Origin of the sequence: Dyella kyungheensis (assembly GCF_049913195.1) — a bacterium.
GTDB lineage: Bacteria > Pseudomonadota > Gammaproteobacteria > Xanthomonadales > Rhodanobacteraceae > Dyella > Dyella kyungheensis.
On sequence record NZ_CP183983.1, the window covers coordinates 2,890,783 to 2,910,153 of the forward strand.

General features: G+C 64.6%; 17 protein-coding genes and 1 riboswitch. Of the genes, 5 read left to right on the forward strand and 12 right to left on the reverse strand.

The features are described from left to right. The first annotated feature begins 184 nt into the window (after positions 1-184). Entirely contained in the window at positions 185-1,081 is an 897-nt protein-coding gene (locus ACN9MB_RS12825) for a LysR substrate-binding domain-containing protein (protein ID WP_426269119.1), read from the forward strand. 128 nt (positions 1,082-1,209) lie between these two features. Beyond that, complete coding sequence (ykgO, locus tag ACN9MB_RS12830) at positions 1,210-1,335, forward strand: type B 50S ribosomal protein L36 (RefSeq protein ID WP_010342887.1); 126 nt, start codon at positions 1,210-1,212, stop codon at positions 1,333-1,335. A gap of 59 nt (positions 1,336-1,394) precedes the next feature. On the opposite strand, the gene ACN9MB_RS12835 is transcribed toward ykgO, so the two are convergent. After that, positions 1,395-2,018: a TetR/AcrR family transcriptional regulator gene (locus tag ACN9MB_RS12835; protein ID WP_426269120.1), complete on the reverse strand. Its 624-nt coding sequence runs from the start codon at positions 2,016-2,018 to the stop codon at positions 1,395-1,397. Between the two features lie 85 nt (positions 2,019-2,103). Here ACN9MB_RS12835 and ACN9MB_RS12840 point away from each other — a divergent pair, with 85 nt between their 5' ends. Continuing rightward, positions 2,104-2,871, forward strand: a complete 768-nt coding sequence (locus tag ACN9MB_RS12840) for a CPBP family intramembrane glutamic endopeptidase (protein WP_426269121.1) — start codon at positions 2,104-2,106, stop codon at positions 2,869-2,871. A 57-nt stretch (positions 2,872-2,928) separates the two neighbouring features. Here ACN9MB_RS12840 and greA read toward each other — a convergent pair whose 3' ends face one another. Genes greA through carA form a run of 3 tightly spaced genes read right to left on the reverse strand, consistent with a single transcriptional unit; the run spans position 2,929 to position 7,758 of the window. Beyond that, positions 2,929-3,405 (reverse strand): transcription elongation factor GreA, encoded by a 477-nt coding sequence (greA, locus tag ACN9MB_RS12845; protein WP_204636267.1) that lies wholly within the window; start codon positions 3,403-3,405, stop codon positions 2,929-2,931. Next, entirely contained in the window at positions 3,402-6,629 is a 3,228-nt protein-coding gene (carB, locus tag ACN9MB_RS12850) for a carbamoyl-phosphate synthase large subunit (protein ID WP_426269123.1), read from the reverse strand. The genes greA and carB overlap by 4 nt, the downstream gene beginning before the upstream one ends. Then, the gene (gene carA, locus ACN9MB_RS12855; protein ID WP_204636265.1) at positions 6,622-7,758 is read right to left on the reverse strand and encodes a glutamine-hydrolyzing carbamoyl-phosphate synthase small subunit; all 1,137 of its coding nucleotides are present in this window, start codon (positions 7,756-7,758) and stop codon (positions 6,622-6,624) included. The genes carB and carA overlap by 8 nt, the downstream gene beginning before the upstream one ends. A gap of 213 nt (positions 7,759-7,971) precedes the next feature. Between carA and ACN9MB_RS12860 the strand changes: the two genes are divergently transcribed. Further along, on the forward strand, positions 7,972-8,667 hold the full coding sequence (locus ACN9MB_RS12860) for a 2OG-Fe(II) oxygenase (protein ID WP_204636264.1): 696 nt from the start codon (positions 7,972-7,974) through the stop codon (positions 8,665-8,667). A gap of 39 nt (positions 8,668-8,706) precedes the next feature. Here the strand turns inward: ACN9MB_RS12860 and ACN9MB_RS12865 are convergent, their stop codons facing one another. The 7 genes from ACN9MB_RS12865 to hrcA all read right to left on the reverse strand — a co-directional run bounded on the left by ACN9MB_RS12865 (position 8,707) and on the right by hrcA (position 16,507). Continuing rightward, entirely contained in the window at positions 8,707-9,714 is a 1,008-nt protein-coding gene (locus tag ACN9MB_RS12865) for a sodium:calcium antiporter (protein WP_204636263.1), read from the reverse strand. 107 nt (positions 9,715-9,821) lie between these two features. Beyond that, positions 9,822-9,949: riboswitch (yybP-ykoY riboswitch) on the reverse strand. Between the two features lie 217 nt (positions 9,950-10,166). Further along, positions 10,167-10,970 carry a 4-hydroxy-tetrahydrodipicolinate reductase gene (gene dapB / locus ACN9MB_RS12870; protein WP_204636262.1) on the reverse strand — a complete coding sequence of 268 codons (804 nt, stop codon included), beginning with the start codon at positions 10,968-10,970 and terminating at the stop codon, positions 10,167-10,169. 144 nt (positions 10,971-11,114) lie between these two features. Then, positions 11,115-12,245, reverse strand: coding sequence for a molecular chaperone DnaJ (gene dnaJ / locus ACN9MB_RS12875; RefSeq protein ID WP_204636261.1), 1,131 nt, complete (start codon positions 12,243-12,245; stop codon positions 11,115-11,117). A 79-nt stretch (positions 12,246-12,324) separates the two neighbouring features. Next, positions 12,325-12,645, reverse strand: a complete 321-nt coding sequence (locus ACN9MB_RS12880; protein ID WP_426269125.1) for a four helix bundle protein — start codon at positions 12,643-12,645, stop codon at positions 12,325-12,327. A 114-nt stretch (positions 12,646-12,759) separates the two neighbouring features. Further along, a complete protein-coding gene (gene dnaK, locus ACN9MB_RS12885) occupies positions 12,760-14,691 on the reverse strand; it encodes a molecular chaperone DnaK (RefSeq protein WP_204636260.1) in 1,932 nt (643 codons plus the stop codon). A 160-nt stretch (positions 14,692-14,851) separates the two neighbouring features. Continuing rightward, positions 14,852-15,370: a nucleotide exchange factor GrpE gene (gene grpE, locus ACN9MB_RS12890; protein ID WP_204636259.1), complete on the reverse strand. Its 519-nt coding sequence runs from the start codon at positions 15,368-15,370 to the stop codon at positions 14,852-14,854. An 84-nt stretch (positions 15,371-15,454) separates the two neighbouring features. After that, positions 15,455-16,507 (reverse strand): heat-inducible transcriptional repressor HrcA, encoded by a 1,053-nt coding sequence (gene hrcA / locus ACN9MB_RS12895; protein ID WP_204636258.1) that lies wholly within the window; start codon positions 16,505-16,507, stop codon positions 15,455-15,457. A gap of 193 nt (positions 16,508-16,700) precedes the next feature. Here hrcA and recN point away from each other — a divergent pair, with 193 nt between their 5' ends. After that, the gene (recN, locus tag ACN9MB_RS12900; protein ID WP_204636257.1) at positions 16,701-18,371 is read left to right on the forward strand and encodes a DNA repair protein RecN; all 1,671 of its coding nucleotides are present in this window, start codon (positions 16,701-16,703) and stop codon (positions 18,369-18,371) included. Positions 18,372-18,648: 277 nt separating this feature from the next. On the opposite strand, the gene ACN9MB_RS12905 is transcribed toward recN, so the two are convergent. Then, entirely contained in the window at positions 18,649-19,284 is a 636-nt protein-coding gene (locus ACN9MB_RS12905) for a response regulator transcription factor (RefSeq protein ID WP_204636256.1), read from the reverse strand. Positions 19,285-19,371 lie beyond the last annotated feature (87 nt).

Here is a 19,371-nt window from a genome sequence, read left to right on the forward strand (position 1 = left end):
CGATATGGGTCTGGGGGGAGGAAGACCAGATATCGCGGGGATAGCGTCGCAGCGGGGCGAGGGTCGCCGCCACCTGGGGGGAGGGGACGGTGGCGGGACGGAAGAAATAATATGATCGACGGGTTATAGAAACAAATATATATTTAGGCGTCGACTTATTCGAAAACCATATTAAAGCCCTCTCATGTTCGACTTCAGACAGCTTCGTTACTTTGTAACGGTCGCCGAGGAGCTGAGCTTCACCCGCGCAGCCCAGCGGCTGTACATCTCGCAGCCCCCTCTTTCTCAGCAGATACAATCGCTTGAGAACGACCTTGGGGTGCGCCTGCTGGAGCGGAACAAGCGCAACGTCTCGCTGACCGAATCGGGCAAACTGTTCCTGGAACAGGCGCGGCAGATCCTGGCCAAGGCTGAAGAGGCCCGCGCGCAGATGGCCGACGCCGCCACCGGCTTCAGCGGCAAGCTGCGGCTGGCCTACACGGTGTCGGTGACCTTCCATCCCGCCCTGCCGCAGACCCTGCTGCGCTATCGCAGCTTTGCCCCGCAGGTGCGGCTGATCCTCAGCGAGATGTACACCGAGCAGCAATACGCCGCGCTGCTGGCGGGCGAAGTGGACGTCGGCTTCGTGCGCGACGAACCCGAACACCCCGGCATGGCCCGACTGTTGCGCCTGGACGTGATCGACCGCGAGCCCTTGCTGCTCGCCCTGCCCGCCAATCACCCGCTGGCGGACCGGGAAAGCATCTGGCTACGCGAAGTGGCCATGGAAGCCTTCGTGGTCCAGCCTCGCGAACTGGCCGCCACGCTGTACGACCGCCTCGCCCAGATCGCCGCCAAGGCCAACTTCCACCCGCTGATCAGCCAGCAGGCGCAGCAGATCAATGGCTTGCTGGTGCTGGTGGCTGCGGGCATGGGGCTGGCCCTGGTGCCTGCCTCGATGCGCTCGGTAAGCCTGCCCGGGGTGAAATACCTGCGCTTGGAAGACCCCGATGCCTATATGCTGCTGGCCCTCGCCAGCCGCATCGATGAGCCGTCGCCCGTGGTCAGGCGCTTTCTGAGCGCCATGACCGAGTCCGACTGAGTCCGCAGTATCTGGCCGGTCCACCACGGGCCGGCAATTGGCAGGCGATCCAAAGACTTGTGCGACTCCTGGAAACTGTTTACACTTGCCGTCTTGTATTTTTCTTTTAATAGTTTCAGGAGCTGGCCGTGAAGGTGCTTTCCTCATTGAAGTCCGCCAAGGCGCGGCACCGTGATTGCAAGGTTGTGCGTCGTCGCGGCAAGGTGTTCGTGATCTGCAAGAGCAACCCGCGTTTCAAGGCTCGTCAGCGCTAATCATTAGCTGCGATGAGACGAAAAAAGGCCGCGAAAGCGGCCTTTTTTATGGCCCGCGGTCAGGGCTTGCGCAGATAGGCCACGAAACTGCGCGCCTGCTCGGCCTGGAACTGCCGGTCGGACATGGGCAGCACGGTCTGCCATAGCGACACCGGTTCGAGCGCAAAGCTCTCGATCGCGCCCGCTGCCGACAGCACCGCAAATTGCAACGCCCGGCGCGGGAAGCGATGACGGACCTCCTCGCGAAACGCCTGCAACACCTCGACCACCTGCTCGATGTTCTCGGCAATGTGCAGGCGTACTTCGTTGGCGAACTCGGAGGCTCCCTCCGATTCCAGGAAACGCATCAACGCCCGCATCAGGCGCGGATGACGGCGGTACTGTGCGAACAACAATTCCATCAGCTGCGCGGCGGAGCCCTCCAGGGTGTCGCGCAACAGCATGGTGTGCAGGTGCTCGCGATTCCCCGTGTTGCTGGAGCGAAGCATTTGCAGGAAGGCTTCACGCAGCAGCGCATCCTTGTCCGGAAAGCGGCGATAGATGCTCGCTGGCGCCACGCCGGCCAGCGCCGCGATTTTCGGCACCACCGCCCCTTCCAGCCCGTCCTGGTCCAGCGCTTTCACGGTCGCGGCAAGCAGACGGTCGACCGTATCACGGCTCCGCTGCTGCTGGGGTTCGAGCACCCTGGATGTCTTCTTCGTGGCCATGCGCTGGACAATGCCCAGAATAAATGCGAATGTAAATTTACATTTACTTTAAGGCGCGATCATGATGCTGTCGACGACCGGGCCTCCCCTGGCGCTGTGTGCAGCGTGGCTGGCGTGCGTGGCGCCCTGGCTGGACCTGCAAGACGCCCGGCGGCTTCGCCAGCGGAGCACTACCGGGGGGCGCCTTCACTTTTATCGCAAGGCGGCCTGCTGGCTTTGGCTGACGGCACTCGTCGTGGCGGCCATCACTCCCTGGGGCAGGCCATGGACCATCCACCCCACTTCATCGTCCAATCCCTGGTTCGTCGCCCTGCCCTCACTACGCATCGGCCTCGTCGTAGGGCTGGCGGCCTACTTCGCCCTGGCGCTATGGCCGGGCGTGCACACCCTGCTCGTGCCTGCTGCGCGCCCGCGATATCTGCGCGCCTTCAGCCGTTTGCAATTCGTGTTACCGGTGTCTTCCCGGGAGCGCTGCTGGTGGGCGTTCATCAGTGTGACCGCTGGCATCTGCGAAGAGTGGCTTTATCGCGGCTTCCTGATGGCGTATCTGGCGGGAAGCTGGGGCGGACCCAACTTGGGCGTTGCCGGAGCGCTCGTCGCCAGCTCGCTGGTATTTGGCCTGTGCCATATCTACCAGGGACGGCAAGGGGTGATTGCCACCACCATCGCGGGACTGGTCTTTGGCCTGCTCGCTCTGGTGACGGGCAACCTGGCCTTGCCGATGCTTCTGCACGTACTCGTCGATGTCCAGGTACTGGCGATCTACTGGCCCAGCCGGGACGCGCCCGAGCGTGCGCAGGCACTCATTGAAGGCCGCCCCGGCGAATGAGCGGCGCAAAAAAAGGCCCTCTCTCCTTGCGAAGAGAGGGCCTTCGGTTCAAGCAACTTACTGGTAACGCACGCCGACGATCGCGTAGCTCTTCACGCCATTGGGTGCGGTGAATTCAAAGCTGTCGCCTTCACTCTTGCCGATCAGCGCGCGGGCAATCGGCGAGGACACGGCAATCAGGCGCTGCTTGATGTCGGCTTCCAGATCGCCAACGATCTGATAGGTCACCGCTTCGCCGCTGTCCTCGTCTTCCAGGTCAACGGTTGCGCCAAACACCACGCGCGAACCGGCCGCAAGACGAGTGACATCGATGACCTCCGCCGTGGACAGCAAGGCTTCCAACGCAGCGATGCGTCCCTCGATAAAGCTCTGCTGCTCGCGGGCGGCGTGATACTCGGCGTTTTCTTTCAGATCGCCATGTGCGCGCGCCTCGGCAATGGCCGCGATGATCTGCGGCCGATCGGTGCCTTTAAGCTTTTCCAGTTCATTGCGAAGGCGCTCGGAGCCTGCCTTGGTAATGGGCGCACGACTCATGCTTTCAGTTCCTTGTGCAGTTCCTGCAGGCTGTGCACCGAGCCGTCGCCGTGATAATCCAGCGAATGCACCAAGGCACGGGCGCCTGCCACCGTGGTCGAGTACGTGACGCGCTGCTGCAAGGCCTCGCGTCGGATGGAGAACGAGTCGGCAATCGCCGCCTTGCCCTCGGTGGTGTTGACGATATAGACGATCTCACCGTTCTTGATCAAGTCGACGATGTGCGGACGGCCTTCGATCACCTTGTTGATGCGCTCGCAGGTCACGCCATGCTCGGCCAGATACTTGGCCGTGCCTTCGGTGGCGACCAGGCTGAAGCCGCGTTCCAGTACTTCGCGGGCGACCGGCAGCAGGCGATCCTTGTCGGCATCGCGCACCGACACGAACACCTTGCCCTTGGGCGGCGTCTTGATCCCGGCCGCATCGTGGCCACGCGCAAACGCGGCGCCGAAGCTGCGGCCCACGCCCATCACCTCACCGGTGGAGCGCATTTCGGGGCCGAGGATCGGGTCAACGTTCTGGAACTTCAGGAACGGGAAGATCGCTTCCTTCACCGAGTAGTAGCTCGGGATGATTTCGCGCGTGGTGCCCTGCGCGATCAACGAACGACCAGCCATGGCGCGCGCGGCGATCTTGGCCAGCGGCACGCCGGTGGCCTTGGATACGAACGGCACCGTGCGCGAGGCGCGCGGATTCACTTCGAGGATGAAGACCGTGTCGCCCTGGATGGCGAACTGCGTATTCATCAGGCCGATGACCTTCAGTTCCTTCGCCATCGCCGTGACCTGGCGGCGCATTTCGTCCTGCACTTCCTGCGTCAGCGAATACGGCGGCAGCGAGCAGGACGAGTCGCCCGAGTGGACGCCCGCTTCCTCGATATGCTCCATGATGCCGCCGACCAGCACGTTGCCTTCGGCGTCGGCGATGATGTCCACGTCCACTTCGACCGCATGGTCGAGGAAGCGGTCCAGCAGCACCGGCGAATCGTTCGACACCTGCACGGCATCGCGGATGTAACGCGAAAGATCGGCGTCGCTGTAGACGATTTCCATCGCTCGGCCGCCCAGCACGTAGCTCGGACGCACCACCAGCGGATAGCCGATCTCGCGAGCCGAGGCCAAGGCCTCTTCCGGCGTGCGCGCGGTACGGTTCGGCGGCTGCTTCAGGCCGATCTTTTCGATCATCTGCTGGAAGCGCTCGCGGTCTTCGGCCAGGTCGATGCTGTCCGGCGAGGTACCGATCACCGGCGCGCCCGCCGCTTCCAGCGCACGTGCGAGCTTGAGCGGGGTCTGGCCGCCGTACTGCACGATCACGCCCTTGGGCTTTTCGAGATCGATGATCTCCAGCACGTCTTCCAGCGTGAGCGGCTCGAAGTACAGGCGATCGGAGGTGTCGTAGTCGGTCGAGACCGTTTCGGGGTTGCAGTTGACCATGATGGTTTCAAAACCATCCTCGCGCAGCGCGAGTGCCGCGTGCACGCAGCAGTAGTCGAACTCAATGCCCTGGCCGATGCGGTTCGGACCGCCGCCGAGCACGATGATCTTGTCGCGATCGGTCGGGTTGGCTTCGCACTCTTCCTCGTAGGTCGAGTACATGTAAGCCGTGGTGGTGGCGAACTCGGCGGCGCAGGAATCCACGCGCTTGTACACCGGGCGGACGCCCAGCGTGCGACGCAGGTGGCGCATGGCCGCTTCGTTGGTGTCCAGCAGTTCGGATAGGCGCGCATCCGAGAAGCCCATGCGCTTCAGTTCGCGCATGCGCGACGCGTCAAGCGCGGTGACGCCCTGCGCCTGCACTTCCTGCTCGGTCAGCACAATGTCTTCGAACGCCGCCAGAAACCAGGGATCGACGCGGCTCAAGCCATACACGTCTTCCAGCGACAGGCCGGCGCGGAACGCATCGGCCAGATGGAACACGCGATCCGGACGCGGCTCGCGCAGCTCGCGCTTGAGTGCGTTGACGCCCTCTTCGGTGGTCAGGTCCAGGCCGGTCGGATTGAGACCGGTCTTGCCGATCTCCAGGCCACGCAGCGCCTTCTGCAGCGATTCGTGGAAGGTGCGGCCCATCGCCATCACTTCGCCGACGGACTTCATCTGCGTGGTAAGGCGTGCATCGGCCGAGGGGAACTTCTCGAACGCGAAGCGCGGAATCTTGGTGACGACGTAGTCGATGCTCGGCTCGAACGAGGCCGGGGTCAGGCCACCGGTGATGTCGTTCTTGAGTTCATCCAGCGTGTAACCCACCGCCAGCTTCGCCGCGATCTTGGCGATCGGGAAACCGGTGGCCTTGGACGCCAGCGCCGACGAACGCGACACGCGCGGGTTCATCTCGATCACCACCACGCGGCCGTTCTCGGCATTGATGCCGAACTGCACATTGGAGCCGCCGGTGTCCACGCCGATCTTGCGCAGCACCGCGATGGAGGCATCGCGCAGGCGCTGGTATTCCTTGTCGGTGAGCGTCTGCGCCGGCGCGACGGTAATCGAGTCGCCGGTATGCACGCCCATCGGATCGAGGTTTTCGATCGAGCACACGATGATGCAGTTGTCCGCCTTGTCGCGGACCACTTCCATCTCGAATTCCTTCCAGCCGAGCACGGATTCCTCGACCAGCACTTCGCCCACCGGCGATAGATCGAGACCGCGTTTGACGATCTCTTCGAATTCTTCGCGGTTATAGGCGATGCCGCCACCGGAGCCGCCGAGCGTGAAGCTGGGACGGATGATGGTGGGATAGCCCACCTTCGCCTGCGTCAGCAGCGCCTGCTCGAAGGTGCGAACCACTTCGGCCTTCGGGCACTCCAGGCCGATCTCGGCCATGGCGACGCGGAACAGCTCGCGGTCTTCGGCCATGCGGATGGCTTCGCGCGAGGCGCCGATCAATTCGACGTTGTACTTCTCGAGCACGCCGTTGTCGGCCAGGTCGAGCGCGCAGTTCAGGCCGGTCTGGCCGCCCATCGTCGGCAGCACCGCATCGGGGCGCTCCTTGGCGATGATGCGCTCCACCGTCTGCCAGTTGATCGGCTCGATGTAGACGGCATCGGCCGTCTCCGGGTCGGTCATGATGGTGGCGGGATTGGAGTTCACCAGGATGACGCGGTAACCCTCTTCCTTCAGCGCCTTGCAGGCCTGGGCACCGGAGTAGTCGAACTCGCAGGCCTGGCCGATGACGATCGGACCCGCGCCGATGATGAGGATGCTCTTGATATCGGTGCGCTTAGCCATGCGTGCGGGCCTCCTGCATCAGGGCGGCAAAACGGTCGAAGAGGTACCCGATGTCGTGCGGTCCGGGGCTCGCTTCCGGATGGCCCTGGAAGCAGAACGCCGGACGGTCGGTGAGCGCGAAGCCCTGCAGCGAACCATCGAACAACGAGGTGTGGGTGACGCGCACGTTCGCCGGCAGCGTGGCCGGGTCGACTGCGAAGCCGTGGTTCTGCGAGGTGATCAGCACGCGGCCGTCGTCCATGTCCTTCACCGGATGGTTCGCGCCGTGGTGGCCGAACTTCATCTTCAGCGTCTTGGCGCCCACCGCCAGGCCCATGATCTGGTGGCCGAGGCAGATGCCAAACAGCGGGATCTTCGCGTCGAGGAACTGTTTGGTGGCTTCCACGGCGTAGTCGCAGGCGGCCGGATCGCCGGGGCCGTTGGACAGGAACACGCCGTCGGGCTTCATCGCCAGCACATCGGCGGCCGGGGTCTGCGCGGGCACCACGGTGATGTCGCAGCCCTGTTCGGCCAGCAGGCGCAGGATGTTGTACTTCACCCCATAGTCGTAAGCCACGACCTTGAAGCGTTTGGACGGCTGATTGAACGCCGTGCCATCCAGGTCGTAGATGCCTTCGTTCCACGAGTACGACTCGCCGACGGTGACTTCCTTGGCCAGGTCCATGCCGTTGAGGCCCGGGAACGCGCGCGCCTTCGCCAGCGCGGCGTCGGCGTCGATCTGTTCGCCCGCGACGATGCAGCCGTTCAAGGCGCCCTTGTCGCGCAGGATGCGGGTGAGGCGGCGCGTATCGATACCGGCGATGGCCACGATGCCGTGGCGCTTCAGGTAATCGGGCAGGCTTTCGGTGCTGCGCCAGTTGCTGGCACGACGCGGCACGTCGCGCACGATCAGGCCGGCGGCGTGGACCGAAGCGGACTCTTCGTCCTCGACGTTGACGCCGGTGTTGCCGATGTGGGGATAGGTCAGGGTGACGAGCTGTTTGGCGTACGAGGGATCGGTGAGGATCTCCTGATAGCCGGTCATGGCGGTGTTGAAGACCACCTCGCCGACGGTTTCGCCAGTCGCGCCAGCGGCGTAGCCGCGGAACACGCTGCCGTCTTCGAGGGCAAGCAGAGCAGGAATAGGCATGGGAGGACCGCCTTTTAGGTGCAGCAAGGTCCGCAAGCCGCAGCAAGGCAGGCTTGTGGACCTTAGTCGAGGAATGTTGCAGGGCGGGTCGCAATGATAGGTGCAAGCCCCCTTGGTGTCCACTTAAAACAGCTGAACGCGGCCTCGGCGAAGCCCCTTCCGCGCCCTGTCCGGGCGCTACACTAGCGCGGTCTCATCCATGCCCGGACGTCCATGAACTCAGTCGCGTTGCTCGACCCTGCCCGTCTCGACCGACCGGACACCGACATCAGGACGGAGCCGTTCCCGTTCCTGATCGCGCACGGTCAGCTGCCGGACGAGGCGCGAGGCGAGCTGGAGCGGGATTTTCCGCGCTACGCGAGCGCCGGCTTCTTCCCCTATGACGCCAGCGACTGCGGCCCCTCGATCAATGCCCTGGTCGAACGCCTGAGCTCGGCCGAATTCGCCCGCGCCATCGGCGAGCGCCTGGGAATCGAGGACCTGGGCCAGTACCCCACCCTGATCACGCTGTGCCGGTCGCTCAACAAGCGCCACGGGACCATCCATACCGACAGCAAATCGAAGGTGGCCACGGCCCTGCTGTATCTCAACAATCTGTGGCCGGATTCCAGCGACGGCTGCCTGCGTTTCCTGGGCAGCATCGACAACATCGACAGCATGATCGCGCCGGAGCTCAAGCCACTGTACGGCGAGTTCGCGGTGTTCAAGCGCTGCGAGAATTCCTTCCACGGCCACCTGCCCTACGAGGGCGAGCGACGGGTGATCCAGGTGGCCTGGCTGACCAGCGAAGAGGAAAAGCTGCGCAAGACCAAACGCGGCAAATTCGCCCGCGTGTTCAAGAAGATTTTCGGCTCGCTCGATCGCAAGCTGGGTGCCGACCGCGACCGCAACGCGGCCCATCGCGACTGATCGTTGACCGGAGCGCCCTGCACGGGCGCCCCGGCGAGCTTACAGCTGGGTGCCGTAATGCCAGGCGATATACGCCGCAAACACGCCGTACAACGCACCTACGGGCAGCATCCAGCGTGCATCCACGCGCCCGCGACGGAACAGCCACCACAGATAGATCACCGCGATGCCGGTCAGTACGCCCGCGACCATCAGCGGCGCGTCGAACAGCCACGGCGTGGCGAATAGCGCGAGCGAGCTGGGAATGGTCGCCTGGATCATCATGGCGCCGGAAATATTGGCCAGGGCCAATCGCTCTTTGCCCTGGCGCACCCAGATCAACGCATTCATCGTCTCCGGCAGCTCGGTGGCGACGGGGCTGAGTACCAACGCCACCAGATGCGGCGAGAGGTTCCAGGCGATGCCGATGGCCTCGATCTGCTTGACGAAGACATGCGAGGCAAACGCGATCACCACCAGCGCCAGCGTGGTTTGCGCAGCCACCCACCATAGCGACGGATCGGCCGATCTGGGCTGGAATTTCAGCGGTTCGAGCTCTTCTTCCTCGGGCGCGGTATCGGAGGACTTCAACTCGCGCCAGACGTACAAACCGTAGGCCGCGAGGAACAGCACGCCCAGCCACGGCTTGAAGGCGAACGCGATCAGGCCCAGCGCGCACTTCACCACGAAGATCGCCAGGAACCACGACTGGTCGCGTGCGAGGCGCTGATAGCCCACGCGCACCAGCGTATCGGCGCGCTGCAATCGCCGGCGATTCATCCACAACGCCACGCCCACCACGGCATAGGCAATCGTCGCCAGCACGAGAGGACCGCCGAGAGCGGCGCCCACGCCGATGTCCTTCTGCTCGGGCGTCTTGCCGAGGATCACGGCGACGAACGTCACGGCGCTCTCGGGCAAGGCCGTACCGAACGCAGCGAGGATGGTGCCAGTCGCGGTGGCGCCCAGGTTGAGCTTCTGGCCGACCCATTCCACGCCATTGACGAAGTATTCGCAGGCGAGATAGATCGCCCCGGCCGAGAGCAGAAACCACAGTGCGATGAGCATGCTTGTTCCAAGGCCGGGCGAGCGGAAAACCATTGGCTCAGCGACGCGAGCTCGCCCGGCTAAGGTGAGCGCGTCGTGGCCAAAGGTCTCGCCGGGCTGCCGATACCGGGTGGCATCGATGACCATCCGCGCCATGAAGCCGGAGCTTCAAGTCTGTTGACGCGGATTCCTCTGGAATCGCTGCCGACTAGCGGCCGCGAGGGGGTGAGGATGGCTACTCCCCAATGACAATCGGCGTAAGTTTAGGGGCCCGGGTGGCACCAGGCAAGCGAGCTGGCCTCGATGTCGGAATACCAGCCGGTTCCTGTGCGGGGCGCGTCGCAAGCTGAAGGTGGCCGTTTTCGTTGAGTCGCGCACAGGGTGCGCTCCCACATGTTGGCCGATACTCATTGTGGGAGCGCACCCTGTGCGCGACACCCGCTTGCCCCGGTTATCGGAAGAACCCCGCTGTCTTACCGCGAAGAACGCTCCGCCAGCATCGCATCGAGATCGTAGTCGCCCGCTTCGCGGCCACTAAGCCAGTGCGCCGCTTCCAGCGCACCACGAGCGAAGATCGATCGATCGGTCGCGCGATGCACCAGTTCCAGGCGCTCGCCCTGCCCCATCAGCAACAACTCGTGTTCACCCACGATGTCGCCGCCGCGCACCACGGCAAAACCGATAGTGCCCTGCGTGCGCGGCCCCACGCGTCCTTCGCGGGCGTAGACGGCGCTCTCGCGCAACGAAGTGCCGCGTGCGTCAGCGGCGGCTTCGCCCAAGGCGAGCGCGGTGCCCGAAGGCGCGTCTTCCTTGCGGTTGTGATGCGCTTCGATGATGTCCAGATCCCAATCCGGCAACGCCGCCGCGGCCTGTCGAAGCAGGCGCGTGAGCACGGCGACACCCAGGCTGAAATTGGCCGCCCGCAGCAGCGCAATGCGCGAAGAAGAGGCGCTGAGCCGCTGCGCGAAGGTGGCATCGAGCCCGGTGGTGCCCGTCACCAGGGCCACGCCGTGGGACTCGCAATAGGTCAGCGCTTCGGCAAGACCGGCCGGGCCGCTGAAATCCACCACTACGTCCAACGCATCCGCCGCCGGCCATTCGTGCGTGAAGCTCAACGCGCCCTCGCAGGTATCGACGGGCCGGCCCAGCTTCGACGAGTCCGGCGAGGCGATGGCCGCCACCAGACTGAAGCGTGCGTCGTCTTTCACCAGTGCGAGCAGCGCCTGCCCCATGCGGCCGGTGGCGCCATTGATGGCAAGGCGGACGGGTTGGGTCATACGCGGCTTCCTTCCTGGGACGGGCTGGCACGAAAGAACTGATGCTAACGCCAGCGGGCGTCCACGTGTGCGGCTGTAATGAATCGCCCAAAAACAAAACCCCGGCATGGGCCGGGGCTTGTGCTCACCATGCGTCGCGCAAAATTACGACGTGACGCGCGACCAGAACTGCTTGACCCCGTCGACCCAGGTCTTGGCGCGCGGCGTGTGCTTCTCCGCCTCGCCGTCGTCGAAGGTGGCCTCGAGCTGCTCCAGCAGATCGCGCTGCTGCTTGGTCAGGCGCACCGGCGTTTCCACCACCACTCGGCAGATCAGGTCGCCGGTGCGGCTGCTGCGCACCGACTTCACGCCGCGCCCGCGCAGGCGGAACATCTGCCCTGTCTGCGTTTCCGGCGGAATATTGATCGGCACTTCGCCTTCCAGCGTGGGCACCTGCAGCTCCGCGCCCAGTGCCGCTTGCGAGAAACGGATCGGCAGTTCGCAATGCAGGTCGTTCCCGTCGCGCTGGAAGATGGCGTGCTCACGCACACGCACTTCGACGTAGAGATCGCCTGCCTCGCCACCGGTCGGGCCGGCTTCGCCCTGTCCCGTGAGGCGGATGCGGTCGCCGTTGTCCACGCCCGAGGGAATATTCACCGAGAGTGCGCGCGTTTCTTCCTGGCGGCCTTGACCATCGCACTGGCGGCACGGCTTCTCGATCGCCTGGCCGCTGCCACCGCAATGCGGGCAAGCCTGCTGGATGGAGAAGATGCCGTTCTGCATACGCACGCGGCCGTGGCCCGCGCAGGTCTTGCAGGTCACCGTCTTGCCGTCGGCCGAACCGCTGCCGTTGCAGTGATGGCAATTGACCTGGGTGGGAATCTCGATCTTCTTCTCGGCGCCGAACACGGCCTCCTCGAGATCGAGTTCCATGATGTAGCGAAGGTCGGAGCCGCGACGCGAACGCCCGCGCCCACCGCCGCCCATGCCGAAGATGTCGCCGAAGATATCGCCGAAGATGTCGCCCATGTCGCCGAAACCGCCGGCGCCGCCACGACCGCCCATGCCGTGCTCGAAGGCGGCATGGCCGTGCTGGTCGTACATCGCGCGCTTCTGCGCATCGGCCAGCACTTCGTAGGCCTCCTTGGCCTCCTTGAATTTTTCCTGCGCATGCGGATCGTCCGGGCAACGGTCCGGGTGGTACTTCATCGCCAGTCGACGGAACGACTTCTTCAGTTCGACCTCGGTGACGGTGCGTTCCACACCCAGGACTTCGTAGTAATCACGCTTGCTCATGGTTGGTGAAGCCGGCCTTCGGCCTGGGAGGCCGGCGGCTGCGCCGCCTGTGAATGGTCAATAGGAAGAGTGCTGCACGTCATGACTGGATACGCTTTCGTTGAACTTTGATGAGAGAACTGAGGGCAATCTGGAGATCTTCCAGGTCATCCAAAAGAGGGCCTGCATCCTGAAGGAATCCAAGGTTCTCGGCAATGCGCACCTGGGTATCGAGCTCCGACAAGGACCCTCGAGCTATCAGCAGGAAACGCACAAATTCCTTGGCACTGCCTCTGCCGGCTCCTTCTGCAATATTGGATGGAACGCTGACAGCGGCTCTGCGCATCTGCGAAACCAGTCCAAACGCTTCGTTATCGGGAAAAGCAGAAGTTGCCTGGTAAAGGCGCGTCACCAGTTGCATGGCGTCCTTCCAAACCCGCAAACCATGATGCGGCCGCGACATGCTCTTCCCTGTTCACTATTCACCATTTACAGCATAAGGGGGCCAGCGGCCCCCTTATGCGGCTTCACCAACTCACTTCTTATCGTCCTTGACTTCAGTGAACTCGGCATCGACCACGTCGTCCTGGCCGGCCGAGGAGCCGCCCTGCGGACCGGCGTGGGCACCGGCGTCACCCTGCGGACCGGCGCCGCCCTGGGCCGCTGCGTACAGCGCCTGCGCCACCTGCTCGAGCTTCTCGACCTTCGACTCGATGGCGGCCTTGTCGTCGCTGTCCTTGACCTTCTCCAGATCCGACAACGCGCCTTCGATGGTGCTCAGCTGATCGGCCGGCACCTTGCCGCCGTGCTCCTTGAGCGCACTGCGGGTCGCGTGCACCAGCTGGTCGGCCTTGTTGCGGGTGGCGACGAGCTCGTGGAACTTCTTGTCTTCTTCCTTGTTGGCCTCGGCGTCGGCCACCATGCGGTTGATCTCGTCCTCCGACAGGCCCGAACCGGCCTTGATCTCGATCTTCTGTTCCTTGCCGTTCTTCTTGTCCTTGGCCGACACGTGCAGGATGCCGTTGGCGTCGATGTCGAAGGTCACTTCGATCTGCGGCATGCCGCGCGGCGCCGGATCGATGCCCTGCAGGTCGAACTTGCCCAGCGACTTGTTCGCGCTGGCGCGCTCGCGCTCGCCCTGCAGCACATGCACGGTGACCGCGCTCTGGTTGTCGTCGGCGGTGGAGAACACCTGCGACGCCTTGGTCGGCACGGTGGTGTTCTTCTCGATCAGCTTGGTCATCACGCCGCCCATCGTCTCGATGCCGAGCGACAGCGGGGTGACGTCGAGCAGCAGCACGTCCTTCACGGTACCGCCCAGCACGCCGCCCTGGATCGCGGCGCCCACGGCGACGGCTTCATCCGGGTTGACGTCCTTGCGCGGCTCCTTGCCGAAGAAGTCCTTCACCGACTCCTGCACCTTGGGCATGCGGGTCTGGCCACCGACGAGGATCACCTCGCTGATGTCGGACACGCGCAGGCCGGCGTCGTTCAACGCGGTGCGGCACGGTTCGATGGTGCGCTTGACCAGGTCTTCCACCAGCGCTTCGAGCTTGGCGCGGGTGAGCTTGATGGTCAGGTGCTTGGGACCGGAAGCGTCGGCCGTGATGTACGGCAGGTTCACTTCGGTCTGGTGGCTGGAGGACAGCTCGATCTTGGCGCGCTCGGCGGCGTCCTTCAGGCGCTGCAGTGCGAGCGGATCCTTGCGCAGGTCCATGCCCTGGTCTTTCTTGAATTCCTCGACGAGGTAGTCGATGACGCGCATGTCGAAGTCTTCGCCACCCAGGAAGGTGTCGCCATTGGTGGCCAGCACTTCGAACTGCTTCTCGCCGTCGACTTCGGCGATCTCGATGATCGACACGTCGAAGGTGCCGCCGCCGAGGTCGTACACGGCCACCTTGCGATCGGCGCCCTTCTTGTCGAGGCCGTACGCCAGCGCAGCGGCGGTCGGCTCGTTGATGATGCGCTTGACGTCCAGACCGGCGATGCGGCCGGCGTCCTTGGTGGCCTGGCGCTGGCTGTCGTTGAAGTACGCCGGCACCGTGATCACGGCTTCGGTGACCGGCTCGCCGAGATAATCCTCAGCGGTCTTCTTCATCTTCATGAGCACCTTGGCCGAGATCTCCTGCGGCGCCATCTTGCGGCCGTCGGAGGTCTGCACCCAGGCGTCGCCGTTGTCATGCGCGACGATGCCGTAGGGCACGATGTGCAGGTCTTTCTGCACTTCGGCGTCGGTGAACTTGCGGCCGATCAGGCGCTTCACCGCGTAGAAGGTGTTCTTGGGGTTGGTCACGCTCTGGCGCTTGGCCGGCGCGCCCACCATGACTTCGTTGTCCTTGGTGAAGGCAACGATGGACGGCGTGGTGCGATCGCCTTCCGAGTTTTCAATGACCTTGGCGGTGGTGCCGTCCATCACGGCGACGCACGAGTTGGTCGTGCCCAGGTCGATACCGATGATTTTACCCATGTTCTCTACTCCCTAAATTCTTGAGCGACCCCTCGGCCGCGAACTGATTTCCAGATGGGGTTCGGCAGGTTTTATCTCAATGCCGACAAGACCCCGCATGCCTTGCCACCGTTGCCCGCAGGGGACGCCGTTCAGGCGTCCTCGACCGCCGGCGCGGGTGTCATTCCTTGGCGACCGCCACCAATGCGGGGCGCAGCAGCCGGTCGTTCAGCACGTAGCCCTTCTGCAGCACGTTGACGACCGTGTTGGGGGCCGCGCCCGGGGCCTCCACCATGCTCACGGCGTGGTGCTTTTCGGGATCCAGCGGCTGCCCCACCGGATCGACCTGCACCAAGCCATTGTTCTCGGCAATCTTCAGCAGCGATTTGAGCGTGAGCGCAATGCCCTCGCGCACACTGGCCACGTCGCCGCCTTCCACCTGCAAGCCGCGCTCCAGGCCGTCGTAGATCGGCAGCAGCTCGTTCAACAGTTTCTCGTTGGCGAAGCGGCGGGCCTGCTCCACGTCGCGATGCAGGCGGCGACGCTGGTTTTCGATTTCCGCCTTTTCGCGCAGCACGGTGTCGCGCAGCTCCAAATTGCCGGCTTCCAGTTCGGCGATACGCGCCTTCAGTGCTTCCAGCTCGGCGCCGGGCGCCTCGCCCTGCGTCTCGGTGGACGCTGTTGGATCGTTGCTTTGCATAATGACTCCAAGCCTTATCCATGGCCGGTGCCTCAGGCACCAACCGTCAAACACTTGCGGGTAAAACCCCGCCTCCCGAGCGGGTTATAAGGTCGTAGCGACGCGATTCAAGGCGTCGCTAAGCAAACCGGCAGTGGCCTGCACCACGGGAATCACCCGTTCGTATGCCATACGGGTGGGTCCAATAACTCCCACGGCACCCAGCACGCGGCCCTGTGCACCATAGCTGGCTGTGACCACACTGCAACCGTCCAGCGCCGCAAAACCCGATTCTTCGCCGATGAACAGCCGCACGCCCGGGGCTTTGGCGCACACCTCCATCAGCTGAAGCAGCTCGTTTTTCTGCTGGAAGGCCTCGAATAGCTCGCGCAGGCGTTCCAGGTTGGCCAGTTCCGAATAACCCATCAGATTGGTCTGGCCGCTGACCAGCACGTCGTCGCTTTCGGTCTGCGGGGCGAACGACGCCGCCGCCAGCTCCACCGCGCTGGACATCAGCCGGTTGAGCTCGCCGCTGGCCTCGCGCAGTTCGCGCAGCAGATGGGCACGGATATCGTCCAGGCGCAGGCCGGCGAAGTGGGCATTGAGGTAATTGGCCGCCTGTTCCAGCTCGCGCCCTTCCAGCGGCTTGGCCAGCTGCACGATGCGGTTCTGCACCTGGTTGTCCGAAAACACCAGGATCACCAGCACGCGGGCCTCGGGCAAAGCCACGAAGTCGATGTGGCGCAGGGGGAAGTCCACCTGCCGCGGCACCGTGACCACACCGGCGAATTGGGTCATCGCTGAGAGCAGCGTGGAGACGTTGCCGAGCAGATCGCGGGTGGTGGTGGGGCCTGGCGGCAGTTCGCGGCGCAGGCGGGCCATCTCGTCCTGCGGCAACGGCTGCAGCTCGATCAGACTGTCGACGAACAGGCGCAGGCCACGCGGTGTAGGCACACGGCCCGCCGAGGTGTGGGGCGACGCCACCAAGCCGGCTTCTTCCAGGTCGGCCATGATGTTGCGGATGGTGGCCGGGCTCACGTCCAGCCCGGACGAGCGCGACAGCGTACGCGACCCCACAGGCTCGCCATCGGCGAGGTACTGGGCGATCAACGTGCGCAAAAGGCGACGTGCGCGGGCATCGAGAGGGGCGGCAGGCATGCAGTATCGGTCCGTGAGACATGAAAGAAATAAGGTCTCGCGGCAAAGTTTGCAAGAAACGGCGATGGGGGATGGCTGGCAGGGGTTCCAAAACCGGATGGCGGTGATGCATTCGGACGCCAGCGTGCGCCCCCACTACCCGCCCCCCGTCCCCATCCCCTTACAATCCCCCGACTCCATCACGCCGCCACCCATGCTCACCTCGCTCTACGTTCGTCATTTCGCCGTCGTCGAAGAAGCCGAGATCGCCTTCGGCCCGGGCCTTACCGTCGTCAGCGGCGAAACGGGTGCGGGCAAGTCCCTGCTCGTGGACGCCCTGATGCTGCTGGCCGGCGCCCGCGCCGACAGCGGCATGGTCCGTGCCGGCAGCGACCGCGCCGAACTCACCGCCGAGTTCGACCTGACCCAGCTGCCCGAAGCCCGCGAATGGCTGCGCCGCGAGGAGCTGGACGAAGAGGACAGCTGCCAGCTGCGCCGCGTGATCCGCGCCGAGGGCAGCTCGCGCGCCTGGATCAACGGCCGCCCGGCCAACGCCAGCCAGCTCGGCGAGCTGGCCACGCTGCTGGTGGAAATCCACGGCCAGCACGAACACCAGGCGTTGCTGTCGCGTGCCCATCAGATGGAACTGCTCGACGCCTACGCGGGCAACGAAGCACTGGTGGCACAGGTACGCGAGCTGGCCCAGCAATGGCGCGAGTTGGGCAACCGCATCCGCAAGCTGAGCGGCGGCGACGATCGCGACCAGCGCATCGAGCTGCTGAGCCACGAACTGGGCGAGCTGGACAAGTGGGCCCTGCCCGCCGACGAACTCACCGAACTGGAAGCCAGCCACAAGCGCCTGGCCAACGCCGGCCGCCTGGCCGAAGGCGCGGGTGGCGTGGTGGAACTGCTCGATGGCGAGAGCGAATTCGCCTTGCGTCGCGCGCTGGGCCGCGCCCAACTGGAAATGACCAAGCTTGCCGCGCTGGACGATCGCCTGGCACCGCTGCTGGAACTGCTGGACAACGCCTCCATCCAGCTCAGCGAAGCCGCCGACGGCCTGGGCCGTTACGCACTCGACGTCGATCTCGATCCCAACCGTTATGCCGAAGTGGACACCCACCTCACCCGGCTGCATGAACTCTCGCGCCGTCATCGGGTGACCGTCGCCGAACTGCACGACAAGGCCGGCACGCTGCGTATCGAACTCAGCGAACTGGAAGGCGCCGGCGATGCGCTGGAAAAGCTCGCCACCCAGCGCACGCGCCTGCAACAGCAATACGGCGAACATGCCGCTCAACTGAGCCAGGCCCGCCAGCAGGCCGCCGAACGTCTCGGCGGCGAAGTGAGCGTGCTGATGGGCGAGCTGGGCATGAGCGGCGGCCGCCTGGTGGTCGAGCTGGAAGCGACCAGCGAAAGCGATCCCGACCCGCAAGGGCGCGAACGCTGCGAACTGTTGGTCAGCGCCAACCCCGGCCAACCGCCGCGCGCGCTGCGCAAGGTGGCCTCGGGCGGCGAGCTGGCGCGCATCAGCCTGGCCATCGAAGTGGCTACGCTGGGCAAGGACACCATCGGCACCATGGTGTTCGACGAAGTGGACACCGGCATCGGCGGCGCGGTGGCCGAGGTGGTGGGACAAAAGCTGCGTGCGCTCGGTGGGCAGCGCCAGGTGCTATGCGTCACGCATCTGCCGCAGGTCGCGGCACAAGGTCACGCACATCTGCGCGTGAGCAAAGACAGCGATGGCGAATCGACTCGCACGCGGATCGAGAAGCTCGACGCCAATGGCCGCCGCGATGAACTGGCGCGCATGTTGGGCGGCGTGGAGATCACCCGCGAGACGCGGGCGCATGCGAAGCAGATGTTGGAGCGGGCGCAGGTCTAAAGCGGTCACGCGTTTAACTGTAGGAGCGCACCCTGTGCGCGACCGCGGTGCCCCGTCTTCACCGCTCCGTAGGATGGTCGCGCACAGGGTGCGCTCCTACATACAGGAGAAGCAGCGGACTGGCGTTGGACGCCGGCGGGTGGAACGTGCGCATTTCTTTCTGTGGGAGCGCCCTTGGGCGCGACAACCTGACGGAGCGAGGCGCCGATGCGCACACGTCGCGCCCAAGGGCGCTCCCACAAAATCGCTCCCACAAAATAACGGCTGCTATCGCTGATCAGTTCTTGCGCGGCAACAACCCGCGTTCGGCCGCCATGCGGTAGAGGTCCAGTTCCGAACCCGCCCCCAGTTTGCCCATCAGGCTGGCGCGATGGATGTAGACGGTCTTCTGGCCAATGCCCAATTCGCCGGCCACCTGCTTGGGCGCACGGCCGGCCGCCAGCAGCAGGAACACTTCGCGTTCGCGCGCGGTGAGCCGGTAGATCGGATCGCGCGATTCGCTGGGACGTTCGGCGCGCCGCTTGCGCAGATCCGAGCTGAGGAAGCACTCGCCCTGCATCACCGCGCGCAGGCCTGCGACCAATTCCTCCGGCGCCACGCCCTTGGTGACGTAGCCGCTCGCGCCGCGACGCAGCGCCTCCGATACGTACGGCTCGCCGTCGTGCATGCTCAATACCACGATGCGCGTGTCCGAGGCGACGCTGCGCAGATGCTCGATCAACGGCAACCCGCTGCCGTCGGGCAGCGAGAGATCGAGTGCCACGAGATCGGGACGACACGAGCCAACCGCTTCCACCGCATCGTCGGCGCTGCGGCATTCCGCAACGACTTCCAGATCCGGTTCCAATTCGATCAGCCGCTTGAACCCCTCGCGGACAATGGCGTGGTCATCGACCAGGACAATGCTGTACATGTCTGCATGTATAGCAGTCCCGGGGGCGGTTGACGATCTCTGCGCGCAGGCGGCCGGGAGAAAGGCCGTGGGCGGGAACGGCAAAGC

Coding starts and splice junctions, on each gene's coding strand:
- carA (WP_204636265.1), bottom strand. CDS start 7,758: ATGCCTATTCCTGCTCTGCTTGCCCTCGAAGACGGCAGCGTGTTCCGC.
- recN (WP_204636257.1), top strand. CDS start 16,701: ATGCTCACCTCGCTCTACGTTCGTCATTTCGCCGTCGTCGAAGAAGCC.
- carB (WP_426269123.1), bottom strand. CDS start 6,629: ATGGCTAAGCGCACCGATATCAAGAGCATCCTCATCATCGGCGCGGGT.
- greA (WP_204636267.1), bottom strand. CDS start 3,405: ATGAGTCGTGCGCCCATTACCAAGGCAGGCTCCGAGCGCCTTCGCAAT.
- ACN9MB_RS12905 (WP_204636256.1), bottom strand. CDS start 19,284: ATGTACAGCATTGTCCTGGTCGATGACCACGCCATTGTCCGCGAGGGG.
- grpE (WP_204636259.1), bottom strand. CDS start 15,370: ATGCAAAGCAACGATCCAACAGCGTCCACCGAGACGCAGGGCGAGGCG.
- hrcA (WP_204636258.1), bottom strand. CDS start 16,507: ATGCCTGCCGCCCCTCTCGATGCCCGCGCACGTCGCCTTTTGCGCACG.
- ACN9MB_RS12880 (WP_426269125.1), bottom strand. CDS start 12,645: ATGCAACTGGTGACGCGCCTTTACCAGGCAACTTCTGCTTTTCCCGAT.
- ACN9MB_RS12825 (WP_426269119.1), top strand. CDS start 185: ATGTTCGACTTCAGACAGCTTCGTTACTTTGTAACGGTCGCCGAGGAG.
- dnaK (WP_204636260.1), bottom strand. CDS start 14,691: ATGGGTAAAATCATCGGTATCGACCTGGGCACGACCAACTCGTGCGTC.
- ACN9MB_RS12865 (WP_204636263.1), bottom strand. CDS start 9,714: ATGCTCATCGCACTGTGGTTTCTGCTCTCGGCCGGGGCGATCTATCTC.
- dapB (WP_204636262.1), bottom strand. CDS start 10,970: ATGACCCAACCCGTCCGCCTTGCCATCAATGGCGCCACCGGCCGCATG.
- ACN9MB_RS12840 (WP_426269121.1), top strand. CDS start 2,104: ATGATGCTGTCGACGACCGGGCCTCCCCTGGCGCTGTGTGCAGCGTGG.
- dnaJ (WP_204636261.1), bottom strand. CDS start 12,245: ATGAGCAAGCGTGATTACTACGAAGTCCTGGGTGTGGAACGCACCGTC.
- ACN9MB_RS12860 (WP_204636264.1), top strand. CDS start 7,972: ATGAACTCAGTCGCGTTGCTCGACCCTGCCCGTCTCGACCGACCGGAC.